This window comes from Streptomyces sp. NPDC018019, assembly GCF_044327805.1.
Taxonomy (GTDB): domain Bacteria; phylum Actinomycetota; class Actinomycetes; order Streptomycetales; family Streptomycetaceae; genus Streptomyces.
In genome coordinates this window covers 454,358-468,441 of record NZ_JBIRGD010000002.1, presented here as the reverse complement: position 1 = coordinate 468,441, position 14,084 = coordinate 454,358, and the positions used below count along the sequence as shown (strand labels likewise).

Genomic DNA, 14,084 nt, shown 5'->3' with positions numbered 1-14,084 from the left:
AGCCTCCGGTGAGCCGAGGGATGGCACGGGCGCGCGACGTCCTCGTCCGGCACCGGGCGCCGGACGGCGCCCGCGACGACGACGCGCAGTCGCGCACCGTCCTGGACAAGGCCGCGCACGAGAATTTCCCGGTGGCGCCGTTCTTCCTGCCCCGCGCCTGGCGGCGGGACCTGATGGCCGTCTACGGCTTCGCCCGCCTCGTGGACGACATCGGCGACGGCGACCTGGCGCCCGGCGGCGGCGACGCCCTGCGGCTGGGTCTGGACCCCGCCGCGGACGGGGCGGACCGCCTGGCCCTGCTCGACGCGCTGGAGGCGGACCTGCACCGTGTCTTCAGCGACCGGGCCCCCGGCCCGCTGCACCCCCTGATGCGGCGCCTGGGCCCCACCGTGCGCCGCTGCGGCCTGACGCCCGAACCCTTCCTCGGTCTGATCGAGGCCAACCGGCAGGACCAGCGGACCGGCCGCTACGCCACCTACGGCGACCTGCTCGCCTACTGCGAGCTGTCCGCCAACCCCGTCGGCCGGCTCGTCCTGGGCATCACCGGCACGGCCAGCCCCGAGCGCATCCGCCGCTCGGACGCGGTCTGCACCGGTCTGCAGATCGTCGAACACCTCCAGGACGTCGCCGAGGACCTGCGGCGGGACCGCGTCTACCTGCCGGGCGAGGACATGAAGCGCTTCGGTGTCACCGAGCGGGACCTCGCCGCACCGACCGGGAGCGCCCCGGTGCGCGCGCTGATCGCGTACGAGGCGGAACGCGCCCGCGCGCTGCTGAATGAAGGCACCCCGCTGGTGGGTAGCGTCCACGGCAGGCTCAAACTGCTGCTCGCCGGTTTCGTCGCCGGCGGTCGCGCCGCACTCCGGGCGGTCGCGGCCGCCGACCACGACGTACTCCCTGGACCGCCCAAGCCGACCAAGCTCAGCCTGCTGCGCGAGGTGCGGGCGACATTGCGAAGAAAGGGGTGAGTCGGACCGTGGAGGACATCGCACATGCGTCCGCGCCGGTGCTCGCTGCGTACCGCTATTGCGAGGCCGTCACCGGGCAGCAGGCACGTAACTTCGCCTATGGCATCCGGCTGTTGCCGGCCGACAAGCGGCAGGCCATGTCGGCGCTCTACGCCTTCTCGCGCCGGGTCGACGACATCGGCGACGGCCCGCTGGCCGACGACGCCAAGGAGCGGCGGCTGGAGGACACCCGGGCCCTGCTCGCCCGCATCCAGGACGGCACGGTCGACGAGGACGACACCGACCCGGTGGCGGTGGCGCTGGCCGACGCCTCCCGGCGCTTCCCGATCCCGCTCGCCGGGCTCGACGAGCTGATCGACGGCGTCCTGATGGACGTGCGCGGCCGGACGTACGAGACCTGGGACGACCTGAAGGTCTACTGCCGCTGTGTCGCGGGCGCGATCGGCCGCCTCTCGCTGGGCGTGTTCGGCACGGTCCCCGGCGCACCGGACGCCGCACGCGCCGCGGAGTACGCCGATACGCTCGGGCTGGCCCTGCAACTGACCAATATCCTGAGAGATGTTCGCGAGGACGCGGGAAACGGCCGTACGTACCTCCCCTCCGACGACCTCGCCAAGTTCGGCTGCTCGGTGGGCTTCCACAGTCCGGTCCCACCGCCCGGCGCGGACTTCACCGGACTGGTCCACTTCGAAGTACGGCGCGCCCGCACCCTGTTCGACGAGGGCTTCCGGCTGCTGCCGATGCTCGACCGGCGCAGCGGGGCCTGCGTCGCCGCCATGGCCGGCATCTACCACCGCCTCCTGGCGCGGATCGCGGCGGACCCGGAGGCCGTGCTGCGCGGGCGGGTCTCGCTGCCCGGCCGGGAGAAGGCGTTCGTGGCCGTGCGCGGGCTCTCGGGCTTCGACGCGCGGGCGATCGGCCGCCGCCAGGCGGCGCGGGCGGCGGGCCGGCCGCCCGCGAGGAGGCGCGGATGACGGGGCGCGAGCCGGGCGAGGCCGACGAGCCCTGCTCAGGGCCGCTGCGCCGGTCCCGGCGGTGGGCAACCCTCCGCCGGACCGCTGCGTCCCTGACGACAGTAATCAGGGAGGGCGAATGACATCGGAACCGATGAGGCCCGACCGGCACGATGCACATGAGGCAGGCCGTCCCGATGGGGCGGCTGCGGTGGTCATTGGGGGCGGTCTCGCCGGTATCACGGCAGCGCTGGCGCTGGCCGACGCGGGACTGCGCGTCACCCTCGCCGAGGGCCGGCCCCGGCTGGGCGGCCTGGTCTTCTCCTTCCGCCGCGAGTCCGCGGTGGGGGAGCTGACCGTCGACAACGGGCAGCACGTCTACCTGCGCTGCTGCACCGCGTACGACTGGTTCCTGGACCGGGTCGGCGCCCGTGGGCTGGTGCCCCTCCAGGACCGGATGGACGTCCCGGTGCTGGACGCCGACGGCCTGCGGCTGGGGCGGCTGCGGCGCACCGCCCTGCCCGTACCGCTGCACCTGGCGAAGAGCCTGGCCACGTACCCGCATCTGTCGCTCGCCGAGCGGGCGAACGTCGGCCGCGCGGCGCTGGCGCTGAAGAAGCTCGACCCCGAGGACCCCGCGCTGGACGGTGTGGACTTCGCCTCCTGGCTGCGCCGGCACGGCCAGTCGCCGCGCGCCGTCGAGGCGCTGTGGGACCTGGTCGGCGTCGCCACGCTGAACGCACGGGCCGCTGACGCCTCGCTCGGCCTGGCCGCCAAGGTCTTCAGGACCGGCCTGCTCTCCGACAACGGCGCCGCCGACATCGGCTGGTCCCGGGTGCCGCTCGGCGAGGTGCACGACACGCTCGCCCGCGAGGCCCTGGAGAAGGCCGGCGTCCGGGTCGCGCTGCGCACCCGCGCGAGCGCCCTCACGCGTACGGAGAACGGCGCCTGGCAGGTGACGGTCGACAACGGCCCGCACGGCCGCGAGCAGCTGACCGCCGGAACGGTCGTGCTGGCCCTGCCGCAGCGTGAGACGCACGGCCTGCTGCCCGCCGGCAGCCTCGACGGCCAGGACCGGCTGCTGGACATCGGCACCGCGCCGATCCTGAACCTGCACGTCGTCTACGACCGGCCGGTGCTCAAACGGCCGTTCTTCGCGGCGCTCGGCTCGCCCGTGCAGTGGGTCTTCGACCGTACGGAGGCGTCCGGGCTCGCCGCCCTGCCCGGCGGCGCCGGCAGCCAGTACCTGGCCGTCTCGCAGTCCGCCGCTCAGGACGACATCGACCGGCCGGTGGCCGAGCTGCGCGAGCGCTATCTGCCGGAGCTGGCACGGCTGTTGCCCGCGGCGCGCGGTGCCGGCGTCCGCGACTTCTTCGTCACCCGCGAGCGCACCGCGACGTTCGCCCCCGCCCCGGGCGTCGGCCGCCTCCGCCCCGCCGCCCGCACACAGAACCCCGGCCTGTACCTGGCCGGTGCGTGGACCGCCACCGGGTGGCCCGCGACCATGGAAAGCGCTGTTCGCAGCGGCCTCGGCGCCGTTCGCGAGGCACTCACCGAACTCGGCTTCCCCCAGGGCCAGTTGCCCCAGGAGGTGGCATGACCACGAGTACGAGCGCTCGCACGAGCACGAGCACCGGAAACAGAGGAGAAACCGTGAATCCGGCTTCCCCAGCTATCGACACCGAGAGCGTCACCGCGCTGCTGGAGCGCGGGCGACGGCTCGCCACTCCCGTGCTGCGTGCCGCCGTGGACCGGCTCGCGCCTCCCATGGACACCGTCGCCGCGTACCACTTCGGCTGGATCGACGCCGCCGGACGGCCCGCGGACGGCGACGGCGGCAAGGCCGTACGCCCCGCGCTCGCCCTGCTGTCGGCCCAGGCCGCCGGGCAGCCGCCGGAGGTCGGCGTCCCGGGTGCGGTCGCGGTGGAACTGGTCCACAACTTCTCGCTGTTGCACGACGACCTGATGGACGGCGACGAGCAGCGCCGCCACCGCGACACGGTGTGGAAGGTGCACGGCCCGGCCCAGGCCATCCTGGTCGGCGACGCGCTGTTTGCCCTCGCCAACGAAATACTGCTGGAGCTGGGCACGGTCGAGGCCGGCCGCGCCACCCGCCGGCTGACCGCCGCCACCCGCAAGCTCATCGACGGCCAGGCCCAGGACATCTCCTACGAGCACCGCGAGCGGGTCACCGTCGCGGAGTGCCTGGAGATGGAGGGCAACAAGACGGGCGCGCTGCTCGCCTGCGCCGTGTCCATCGGCGCGGTCCTCGGCGGCGCCGACGACCGCACCGCCGACACCCTGGAGCGCTACGGCTACCACCTCGGCCTCGCCTTCCAGGCCGTCGACGACCTGCTCGGCATCTGGGGCGACCCGGAGGCCACCGGCAAGCAGACCTGGAGCGACCTGCGGCAGCGCAAGAAGTCCCTGCCGGTGGTCGCGGCCCTGGCGGCCGACAACCCGGCCGCCGAGCGGCTGGCCCACATCCTCGCGGCGGACGCGAAGAAGAGCGAGGACGAGATCGCCGACTTCACCGAGGAGGAGTTCGCCTCCCGCGCGGCCCTCATCGAGGAGGCCGGCGGCCGCGAGTGGACCTCCCAGGAGGCTCGCCGCCAGCACACCACCGCCATCGCCGCACTGGACGAGGTGGAGATGCCCGAACCGGTCCGCGCGCAGCTCGTCGCGCTCGCGGACTTCGTCGTCGTACGAGAGAGATGAGCACTATCGACCCGACCTGAATCGCAGTCGCCGGCCGGCGTCCCGCCCCGACCTCCGTACGGATGTCCCGGGCGCCGGCCGACGGAATCCCTGAGCACGCTTCACAGTTCACTGCAGAAGGGGAAGCCATGACAGCGACGACCGACGGAAGCACCGGGGCGCTGCCGCCCCGGGCCCCCTCGGCCGGCGAGGCCACCGCCGAACAGACCGAGAACCACCCGGCCGCCCCCCGGAGCACGACCGCCGCCGCCCGCCGCGCCGCGGCCCGCGCCACCGACTACCTGCTGTCCGTCCAGGACGAGGCGGGCTGGTGGAAGGGCGACCTGGAAACGAACGTCACCATGGACGCCGAGGACCTGCTGCTGCGGCAGTTCCTGGGAATCGGCGACCGCCGCACCACCGAGGCCGCCGCCCGGCACATCCGCGGCGAGCAGCGCGCCGACGGCACCTGGGCCACCTTCTACGGCGGGCCCGGCGAACTGTCCGCCACCATCGAGGCGTACGTCGCCCTGCGGCTGGCCGGCGACGAGCCGGACGCCGCCCACATGGCCCGGGCCGCCGCCTGGATCCGCGAGCACGGCGGCATCGCCGCCTCCCGGGTCTTCACCCGGATCTGGCTGGCGCTGTTCGGCTGGTGGAAGTGGGCGGACCTGCCCGAACTGCCGCCCGAGCTGATCTACTTCCCGAAGTGGTTCCCGCTCAACATCTACGACTTCGGGTGCTGGGCGCGGCAGACGATCGTGGCACTGACGATCGTCTCGGCGGTTCGCCCGGTACGGCCCGCGCCGTTCGCCCTGGACGAGCTGCACGCCGACCCGGCCCGCCCGAACCCGCCGCGGCCGCTCGCCCCCGCGACCACCTGGGACGGGATCTTCCAGCGGCTGGACAAGGGGCTGCACGGCTACCGCAAGGTGGCCGTGCGCAAGCTGCGCCGCTCGGCCATGAGGGCCGCGGCGAGCTGGATCATCGAGCGTCAGGAGAACGACGGCTGCTGGGGCGGCATCCAGCCGCCGGCCGTCTACTCGATCATCGCGCTGCACCTGCTCGGATACGACCTCAAGCACCCCGTGCTGCGCCTCGGGCTGGAGTCGCTGGACCGTTTCGCCGTATGGCGCGAGGACGCCGACGGCGCTCCCGTCCGCATGATCGAGGCGTGCCAGTCCCCGGTCTGGGACACCTGCCTCGCCGCCATCGCGCTCGCCGACGCCGGCCTGCCCGCGGACCACCCGCAGCTGGTCAAGGCCGCCGACTGGATGCTCGCCGAGCAGATCCGCCGGCCGGGCGACTGGAGCGTACGCCGGCCCCAACTGCCCTCCGGCGGCTGGGCCTTCGAGTTCGAGAACGACAACTACCCGGACATCGACGACACCGCCGAGGTCGTCCTCGCGCTGCGCCGCATCCAGCACCCGGACCCGGAGCGGGTCGACGCCGCCGTACGGCGCGCGGTGCGCTGGAACCTGGGCATGCAGTCCAAGAACGGGGCCTGGGGCGCCTTCGACGCCGACAACACCAGCCCGTTCCCCAACCGGCTGCCGTTCTGCGACTTCGGCGAGGTCATCGACCCGCCGTCGGCCGATGTGACCGCCCATGTGGTGGAGATGGCCGCCGACCTGGGCATGACGCACGACGCGCGGGTCCGGCGCGGCATCCGCTGGCTGCTCGCCGAACAGGAGCCGGACGGCTCGTGGTTCGGGCGCTGGGGCACCAACTACATCTACGGCACCGGCTCGGTCCTGCCGGCCCTGGCCGCCGCCGGCATCCCGGCCTCGCACCCCGCGGTCCGCCGCGCGGTGCGCTGGCTGGAGCGCGTCCAGAACGAGGACGGCGGCTGGGGCGAGGACCAGCGCTCGTACCAGGACAAGGCGTGGGCCGGCCGCGGCGAGTCGACCGCCTCGCAGACCGCGTGGGCGCTGATGGCGCTGCTCGCGGCGGGCGAGCGGGAGAGCGCGGCGGTCGAGCGCGGGGTGCGCTGGCTGGCGGAGACGCAGCGCGCCGACGGGTCCTGGGACGAGCCGTACTTCACCGGTACGGGCTTCCCCTGGGACTTCTCGATCAACTACCACCTGTACCGGCAGGTCTTCCCGCTGACGGCCCTCGGCCGTTATGTCAACGGCGGACCGGCCGGCGCGTCCCAGGGGGCCTGATGCCCGGGTCGCGCGGCGGGCCGGGTGCCCGGGACGGCCGGTGGGCCCGGCCGGACGGGCCGCCGCCGCTGCTGGTCGCCTGTGCGCTCGGCATCGAGCGGTTCGCACTGCGCGGCGGCGACCGCAGTGGCGCGAGCGCGCCGGTCGTCACGCTCCGTACGGGCATGGGGCCACAGGCGGCGACGGCCGCCGTCCGGCACGCGCTGCGGGACGGCTCCGCCACCGCCCGGGCGCCGGTCGTGGCCACCGGCTTCTGCGCCGGCCTCGTCCCCGGCATGCGGCCGGGGGACGTGGTCGTCGCCGAGGCGGTCCGGGGCCATCTGCCCGGCGCGCCGGACGTGCTCTGCTCCGACAACGGCCCGCTGCTGCGGGCCCTCAAGGAGCGCGGCCTGACCGTGCACACCGGCCTGCTGCGCGGCTCGGACCACGTCGTACGCGGCGCGGAGCGGGCCGGGCTGCGCGCCGCGGGCGCCGTCGCGGTGGACATGGAGTCCGCCGCGACGCTGGCGGCCGCGACGCGGGGCGGCGGGCGTCCGGTTGCGGCCGTACGGGTGATCGTGGACGCTCCAGAACATGAACTTGTCCGAATCGGCACTTTGCGCGGTGGAATGTCAGCCTTCCGTGTGCTGCGCTCCATCCTTCCTGTCTTTTTTGAATGGCACCGTTCTTTGCTGCTCCCCAGGAGGTGAGCCAGATGGCCATGCCGCTCCGTCAGTCCATCCGGGTCGGTACGTATCTCTTTGAACAGAAAGTGCGCCGGCGGGAGAAGTTCCCGCTGATCGTGGAATTGGAGCCGCTCTTCGCCTGCAACCTCAAGTGCGAGGGGTGCGGGAAGATCCAGCACCCGGCCGGGGTGCTCAAACAGCGCATGCCGGTCGCGCAGGCGGTCGGCGCGGTCCTGGAATCCGGTGCGCCGATGGTCTCCATCGCGGGCGGCGAGCCCCTGATGCACCCGCAGATCGACGAGATCGTGCGGCAGTTGGTGGCCAAGCGGAAGTACGTCTTCCTGTGCACCAACGCCATGCTGCTGCGCAAGAAGATCGACAAGTTCACCCCGTCCCCGTACTTCGCGTTCGCCGTGCACATCGACGGCATGCGCGAGCGGCACGACGAGTCGGTGGCCAAGGAAGGCGTCTTCGACGAGGCGGTGGAGGCGATCAAGGAAGCCAAGCGGCGCGGCTTCCGGGTCACCACCAACTCCACCTTCTTCAACACCGACACCCCGCAGACCATCATCGAGGTGCTCAACTTCCTCAACGACGACCTGAAGGTCGACGAGATGATGCTCTCGCCCGCCTACGCCTACGAGAAGGCCCCCGACCAGGAGCACTTCCTCGGCGTCGAGCAGACCAGGGAACTGTTCAAGAAGGCGTTCGCGGGCGGCAACCGGCGCCGCTGGCGGCTCAACCACAGCCCGCTGTTCCTGGACTTCCTGGAGGGCAAGGCGGACTTCCCCTGCACGGCGTGGGCGATCCCCAACTACTCGCTGTTCGGCTGGCAGCGCCCCTGCTACCTGATGAGCGACGGGTACGTGCCCACGTACCGGCAGCTGATCGAGGAGACCGACTGGGACAAGTACGGCCGCGGCAAGGACCCGCGCTGCGCCAACTGCATGGCGCACTGCGGCTACGAGCCCACCGCCGTGCTCGCCACCATGGGCTCCCTGAAGGAGTCCCTGCGCGCCGCCCGCGAAACCGTCGCGGCCAACCGCAGGTGACCTGATGGGTACGGGAGAGCCCCCCGGGGGCGGCGCCGCCACCGGTGTCGCACTGGGGATGCCCGGGGTACCGGCCCGGCCGCTGGCCGAGCGGCGCGTCTCGCGCCGCATCCAGGTCGGGCCGGTGCCGGTGGGCGGCGGTGCCCCCATATCGGTGCAGTCGATGACCACGACGAACACCGCGGACATCGGCGCGACGCTCCAGCAGATCGCCGAGCTGACCGCCTCCGGCTGCCAGATCGTCCGGGTCGCCTGCCCTTCGCAGGACGACGCGGACGCGCTGCCGGTCATCGCGAAGAAGTCGCAGATCCCGGTCATCGCGGACATCCACTTCCAGCCGAAGTACGTGTTCGCCGCGATCGACGCCGGCTGCGCCGCGGTCCGGGTGAACCCGGGCAACATCAAGCAGTTCGACGACAAGGTCAAGGAGATCGCCAAGGCGGCCTCCGACGCGGGCACCCCCATCCGCATCGGCGTGAACGCGGGCTCCCTCGACCGCCGGCTGCTGCAGAAGTACGGCAAGGCCACGCCGGAGGCGCTGGTGGAGTCGGCGCTGTGGGAGTGCTCGCTGTTCGAGGAGCACGGCTTCCGGGACATCAAGATCTCGGTCAAGCACAACGACCCGGTGGTGATGGTCAACGCGTACCGGCAGCTGGCGGCGCAGTGCGACTATCCGCTGCACCTGGGTGTGACCGAGGCGGGCCCGGCGTTCCAGGGCACGATCAAGTCGGCGGTGGCCTTCGGTGCGCTGCTGTCCGAGGGCATCGGTGACACGATCCGCGTCTCGCTGTCGGCTCCGCCGGCCGAGGAGGTCAAGGTCGGCCTCCAGATCCTGGAGTCGCTGAACCTGCGCCCGCGCCGTCTGGAGATCGTCTCGTGCCCGTCGTGCGGGCGTGCGCAGGTGGATGTGTACAAGCTGGCGGATGAGGTGACCGCGGGCCTGGAGGGCATGGAGGTGCCGCTGCGGGTCGCGGTGATGGGCTGTGTGGTCAACGGTCCCGGTGAGGCGCGTGAGGCGGACCTGGGAGTGGCGTCCGGCAACGGCAAGGGCCAGATCTTCGTGAAGGGCGAGGTCATCAAGACCGTTCCGGAGTCGAAGATCGTCGAGACGCTCATCGACGAGGCCATGAAGATCGCGGCGGGGATGGAGTCCGAGGGAGTGATGCCCGGCACCCCTGATGTCGTCGTCAGCTGAACCCGTACTGGCTGTACCCGTAGAGGGGGACCGAGCATGTCCATGCTGGAACAGATCCGCGGCCCGCGCGACCTCAAGGCGCTTCCCGGGGATCGTCTCGGCACACTCGCCGAGGAGATCAGGCAGTTCCTCGTGCACGCGGTGGCCCGGACCGGCGGCCATCTGGGACCCAACCTGGGCGTGGTGGAACTGACCATAGCCCTGCACCGGGTCTTCGACTCACCGGCCGACCGCATCCTGTGGGACACCGGCCACCAGTCGTACGTGCACAAGCTGCTGACGGGGCGTCAGGACTTCTCCAAGCTGCGCGGCAAGGGCGGACTGTCCGGCTACCCGTCCCGCGAGGAGTCCGAGCACGACGTCATCGAGAACTCCCACGCCTCCACCGTGCTGGGCTGGGCCGACGGCCTGGCCAAGGCCAACCAGGTGCGCGGCAGGCAGGACCACGTCGTCGCCGTCATCGGGGACGGCGCGCTGACCGGCGGCATGGCCTGGGAGGCGCTCAACAACATCGCCGCCGCCAAGGACCGCCCCCTCATCATCGTCGTCAACGACAACGAGCGCTCGTACGCCCCCACCATCGGCGGCCTCGCCAGCCACCTCGCCACCCTGCGCACCACCGACGGCTACGAGCGCTTCCTCGCCTGGGGCAAGGAGGTCGTGCAGCGCGCCCCCGTGGTGGGCCGCCCGCTGTACGAATCGCTGCACGGCGCCAAGAAGGGCTTCAAGGACGCCTTCGCCCCACAGGGCATGTTCGAGGACCTCGGCCTGAAGTACGTCGGGCCCATCGACGGCCACGACATCGCCGCCGTCGAGTCCGCGCTGCGCCGCGCCGCCCGCTTCAGCGGGCCCGTACTGGTCCACTGCCTCACCGAGAAGGGCCGCGGCTACCGGCCCGCGCTGGAGGACGAGGCCGACCGGTTCCACACGGTCGGCGCCATGGACCCGCTGACCTGCGCGCCCGTGGCGCCGCCCGGCCCGCCGTCGTGGACCTCCGTCTTCGGCGACGAGATGGTGCGCATCGGCGCGGAGCGCCCGGACGTGGTCGCGATCACCGCGGCGATGCTCCAGCCCGTCGGACTCGCGCGATTCGCGGCGGCCTTCCCCGACCGTACGTGGGACGTGGGCATCGCCGAGCAGCACGCGGCGGTCTCCGCGGCCGGCCTGGCCACCGGCGGCCTCCACCCGGTCGTGGCCGTCTACGCCACCTTTCTCAACCGCGCCTTCGACCAGGTTCTGATGGACGTCGCGCTGCACAAGTGCGGCGTCACCTTCGTCCTCGACCGGGCGGGCGTGACCGGCACCGACGGGCCGAGCCACAACGGCATGTGGGACCTGTCCGTCCTCGGCGTCGTCCCCGGCCTGCGCATCGCCGCACCGCGCGACGCCGACCAGCTGCGCGCCGAACTGCGCGAGGCCGTCGACGTGGACGACGCGCCCACCGTGCTGCGCTTCCCGAAGGAGTCGGTGGGCGAACCGGTCCCGGCGCTGGAGCGGATCGGCGGCGTGGACGTCCTGAGCCGCGGCGACCGGGCGGACGTCCTGCTGGTCTCCGTGGGCGTGATGGCCCCGGTCTGCCTGGAGGCCGCGGAACTGCTCGCCGAGCGCGGCACCGGCGTCACCGTCGTCGACCCGCGCTGGGTCAAGCCCGTCGATCCCGCCATCGCCCGGCTGGCCGCGCGGCACGCCTCGGTGGCGGTCGTCGAGGACAACAGCCGCAACGGGGGAGTGGGCGCGACGGTCGGCCAGGCGCTGCGCGACGCGGGCGTGGACGTACCGCTGCGCACCTTCGGCATCCCCGAACAGTTCCTGGCGCACGCCAAGCGCGGTGAGGTGCTGGCCGACATCGGGCTCACCCCCGCCGAGATCGCCGGGCGGATCAGCGCCTTCCTGGCCCGTAAGAACGACCTCGTGACGGAGAACGGCTCGTGACCGGATTCGACCTGACCAAACTGCTCGCCGAACGCGGCGCCGAGCGCTACGACCTGCACGCCAAGTACGTCAACCCGCAGTTGCCGCGGATGCTGCACACCATCGGCTTCGACAAGGTCTACGAGCGGGCCGAGGGCGCCTACTTCTGGGACGCGGACGGCCGGGACTACCTGGACATGCTCGCCGGCTTCGGTGTGATGGGCCTGGGACGCCACCACCCGGTCGTACGCCAGGCCCTGCACGACGTGCTGGACGCGGGCCTCCCCGACCTCACCCGCTTCGACTGCCAGCCGCTGCCCGGCCTGCTCGCCGAGAAACTGCTCACCCACACCCCCCACCTGGACCGCGTCTTCTTCGGCAACAGCGGCACGGAAGCCGTCGAGACCGCCCTGAAGTTCGCCCGCTACGCCACCGGCAAGCCCCGCGTCCTGTACTGCACCCACGCCTTCCACGGCCTGACCACCGGCTCCCTCTCGGTCAACGGCGAGGACGGCTTCCGCGACGGCTTCGCCCCCCTCCTGCCGGACACCGCCATCGCACTCGGCGACCTCGCGGCCCTGGAACGGGAGCTGCGCCGCGGCGACGTGGCGGCGTTCATCGTCGAACCCGTCCAGGGCAAGGGCGTACACCCCACCCCGCCCGGCTTCCTGCGCGCCGCCCAGGAACTCCTGCACCGCCACAAGGCGCTGCTCATCGCCGACGAGGTGCAGACCGGCCTCGGCCGCACCGGCGACTTCTTCGCCTACCAGCACGAGGACGGCGTCGAACCGGACCTGGTGTGCGTGGCCAAGGCGCTCTCCGGCGGCTACGTCCCGGTCGGCGCGACCCTCGGCAAGGACTGGATCTTCAAAAAGGTCTATTCCTCCATGGACCGCGTCCTGGTGCACTCCGCCAGCTTCGGCGCCAACGCCCAGGCGATGGCCGCGGGCCTGGCGGTCCTCTCCGTCATGGAGGACGAGCAGATCGTCGCCAACGCCCGCCACACCGGCGACCTGCTCCGTACCCGGCTCGCCGCCCTCACCGACCGCTACGAACTCCTCCACGACGTCCGCGGCCGCGGCCTGATGATCGGCATCGAGTTCGGCCGCCCCAAGTCCCTGAAACTCCGCGGCCACTGGACCATGCTCCAGGCCGCCCGCAAGGGCCTCTTCGCCCAGATGGTCGTGGTCCCCCTCCTCCAGCGCCACCGCATCCTCACCCAGGTCTCCGGCGACCACCTGGAGGTCATCAAACTCATCCCGCCCCTGACGATCGGCGAACGCGAGGTGGACCGCTTCGTCACGGCGTTCACAGAGGTGATGGACGACGCGCACCAGGGAGGCGGACTGATGTGGGACTTCGGAAGGACACTGGTGAAGCAGGCTTTGCAGGCGCGGTGACGCGAACGGGCGGGGGCGGGCCGGTGAAACCGCCGGTCCGCCCCCGCCCGTGGCCGCTCAGCCCTCCAGGAGCTGGAAGCGCAGCCGCTCGCGGGTCTGCGGGGAGAGCTTCAGGCCCTCGGTCAGGTAGGTGTCCGTCGAGCCCCAGGTCGTCTCGATGGCGTCGAAGGCGGCGGACAGGTATGCGACGCGGGCGTCGAAGAGCGGTGCGAGGAGTTCCATCACCTCGGAGGACATGCCGGCCGCCGAGTTGTCCGAGCGGCGCACCTTGTAGCGGCGGTGGGCGGCGTTGGACTCCAGGTAGTCGGCCTCGATGGCCTCCCGCTCGACGCCGACCGCGAGGAGGGTGACGGCGATGGACAGGCCCGCGCGGTCCTTGCCGGCGGCGCAGTGCATGAGGGCGGGGACGCTGTCCTCGGCGAGCGCGTGCAGGACGCGGCTGTGGTCGGCGGTGCGGGTGGTGATGATGTGGCGGTAGGTCTGCGCCATCCGGTCCGCCGCCTTGCCGTCGCCCAGCGCCGTACGCAGGTGGCCCAGCTCGCCGTCGCGGACCATGGCCCAGAACTCGGCGCCGTCGGCGGGGTCGGTGAGCGGGATGTTCACGTTCCGCACGCCGGGCAGCGTGACGTCCGGGCCCTCCAGCTTGATGTCGGCGGCGTTGCGGAAGTCGAAGACGGTGTGCAGCCCGAGCCCGGAGAGGAACGCCGCGTCCGCCTCGGTGGCCGACGCCAGATGGCCGCTGCGGAACAGCCGGCCCTTGCGCACCCGGCGCCCGTCCACGGTCGGCAGGCCGCCCACGTCACGGAAGTTGCGTACCTCCGCGAGCTCGGAGTCGGTCGACGGGACCTCCGGGGTCTGCTGCGTCACGGGCGCTCCTCGGGATCGGTCGCCGACGCTGCTCGTCGACGAGGCGGGTCACTCCGACGATACGACATGGGCACAGCCGGCAATCGGGCCGGTCGGGAGGTGACCGGCGCGGTGCGGAGGTGGGTGGGAGGGGGCGGGGGCGGACGGGGCGTCCTACCCCGCGTGCGCCGTACCGCACGCTGAGTGCGCTCCGCCTCCTCACGTCAGCCAC

Annotated in this window: 11 protein-coding genes; 10 read left to right on the top strand and 1 reads right to left on the bottom strand. The window is 72.4% G+C overall.

Going from position 1 to position 14,084, the window contains the following annotated elements:
• Positions 1-20: 20 nt before the first annotated feature.
• The 10 genes from hpnC (at position 21) to ACH4FX_RS05215 (ending at position 13,006) form a co-directional block, all read left to right on the top strand.
• A complete protein-coding gene (hpnC, locus tag ACH4FX_RS05260) occupies positions 21-968 on the top strand; it encodes a squalene synthase HpnC (RefSeq protein WP_398475306.1) in 948 nt (315 codons plus the stop codon).
• Complete coding sequence (gene hpnD, locus ACH4FX_RS05255; protein WP_398475304.1) at positions 965-1,942, top strand: presqualene diphosphate synthase HpnD; 978 nt, start codon at positions 965-967, stop codon at positions 1,940-1,942. Before hpnC ends, hpnD begins: the two co-directional genes overlap by 4 nt.
• Positions 1,943-2,075: 133 nt before the next feature.
• On the top strand, positions 2,076-3,521 hold the full coding sequence (gene hpnE / locus ACH4FX_RS05250; RefSeq protein ID WP_398475522.1) for a hydroxysqualene dehydroxylase HpnE: 1,446 nt from the start codon (positions 2,076-2,078) through the stop codon (positions 3,519-3,521).
• Positions 3,518-4,639, top strand: a complete 1,122-nt coding sequence (locus tag ACH4FX_RS05245; protein WP_398475302.1) for a polyprenyl synthetase family protein — start codon at positions 3,518-3,520, stop codon at positions 4,637-4,639. Before hpnE ends, ACH4FX_RS05245 begins: the two co-directional genes overlap by 4 nt.
• A 128-nt stretch (positions 4,640-4,767) precedes the next feature.
• The gene (gene shc, locus ACH4FX_RS05240; RefSeq protein WP_398475300.1) at positions 4,768-6,783 is read left to right on the top strand and encodes a squalene--hopene cyclase; all 2,016 of its coding nucleotides are present in this window, start codon (positions 4,768-4,770) and stop codon (positions 6,781-6,783) included.
• Positions 6,783-7,472: a 1-hydroxy-2-methyl-2-butenyl 4-diphosphate reductase gene (locus ACH4FX_RS05235; RefSeq protein ID WP_398475298.1), complete on the top strand. Its 690-nt coding sequence runs from the start codon at positions 6,783-6,785 to the stop codon at positions 7,470-7,472. The genes shc and ACH4FX_RS05235 overlap by 1 nt, the downstream gene beginning before the upstream one ends.
• A 5-nt stretch (positions 7,473-7,477) precedes the next feature.
• On the top strand, positions 7,478-8,500 hold the full coding sequence (gene hpnH / locus ACH4FX_RS05230) for an adenosyl-hopene transferase HpnH (RefSeq protein WP_398475296.1): 1,023 nt from the start codon (positions 7,478-7,480) through the stop codon (positions 8,498-8,500).
• 58 nt (positions 8,501-8,558) lie between these two features.
• On the top strand, positions 8,559-9,695 hold the full coding sequence (gene ispG / locus ACH4FX_RS05225) for a flavodoxin-dependent (E)-4-hydroxy-3-methylbut-2-enyl-diphosphate synthase (RefSeq protein ID WP_398475520.1): 1,137 nt from the start codon (positions 8,559-8,561) through the stop codon (positions 9,693-9,695).
• A 36-nt stretch (positions 9,696-9,731) separates the two neighbouring features.
• Positions 9,732-11,627: a 1-deoxy-D-xylulose-5-phosphate synthase gene (gene dxs / locus ACH4FX_RS05220; protein WP_398475294.1), complete on the top strand. Its 1,896-nt coding sequence runs from the start codon at positions 9,732-9,734 to the stop codon at positions 11,625-11,627.
• Positions 11,624-13,006, top strand: coding sequence for an aspartate aminotransferase family protein (locus tag ACH4FX_RS05215; RefSeq protein WP_398475292.1), 1,383 nt, complete (start codon positions 11,624-11,626; stop codon positions 13,004-13,006). The genes dxs and ACH4FX_RS05215 overlap by 4 nt, the downstream gene beginning before the upstream one ends.
• A gap of 57 nt (positions 13,007-13,063) precedes the next feature.
• On the opposite strand, the gene ACH4FX_RS05210 is transcribed toward ACH4FX_RS05215, so the two are convergent.
• Positions 13,064-13,873 carry a tyrosine-protein phosphatase gene (locus ACH4FX_RS05210; protein ID WP_398475290.1) on the bottom strand — a complete coding sequence of 270 codons (810 nt, stop codon included), beginning with the start codon at positions 13,871-13,873 and terminating at the stop codon, positions 13,064-13,066.
• Positions 13,874-14,084: the final 211 nt, after the last annotated feature.

What these genes read in the sequence shown, in the direction of transcription:
- hpnC (WP_398475306.1), top strand. Translation starts at nt 21, where the DNA reads ATGGCACGGGCGCGCGACGTCCTCGTCCGGCACCGGGCGCCGGACGGC.
- hpnE (WP_398475522.1), top strand. Translation starts at nt 2,076, where the DNA reads ATGAGGCCCGACCGGCACGATGCACATGAGGCAGGCCGTCCCGATGGG.
- ACH4FX_RS05245 (WP_398475302.1), top strand. Translation starts at nt 3,518, where the DNA reads ATGACCACGAGTACGAGCGCTCGCACGAGCACGAGCACCGGAAACAGA.
- shc (WP_398475300.1), top strand. Translation starts at nt 4,768, where the DNA reads ATGACAGCGACGACCGACGGAAGCACCGGGGCGCTGCCGCCCCGGGCC.
- ACH4FX_RS05235 (WP_398475298.1), top strand. Translation starts at nt 6,783, where the DNA reads ATGCCCGGGTCGCGCGGCGGGCCGGGTGCCCGGGACGGCCGGTGGGCC.
- hpnH (WP_398475296.1), top strand. Translation starts at nt 7,478, where the DNA reads ATGGCCATGCCGCTCCGTCAGTCCATCCGGGTCGGTACGTATCTCTTT.
- ispG (WP_398475520.1), top strand. Translation starts at nt 8,559, where the DNA reads ATGCCCGGGGTACCGGCCCGGCCGCTGGCCGAGCGGCGCGTCTCGCGC.
- dxs (WP_398475294.1), top strand. Translation starts at nt 9,732, where the DNA reads ATGTCCATGCTGGAACAGATCCGCGGCCCGCGCGACCTCAAGGCGCTT.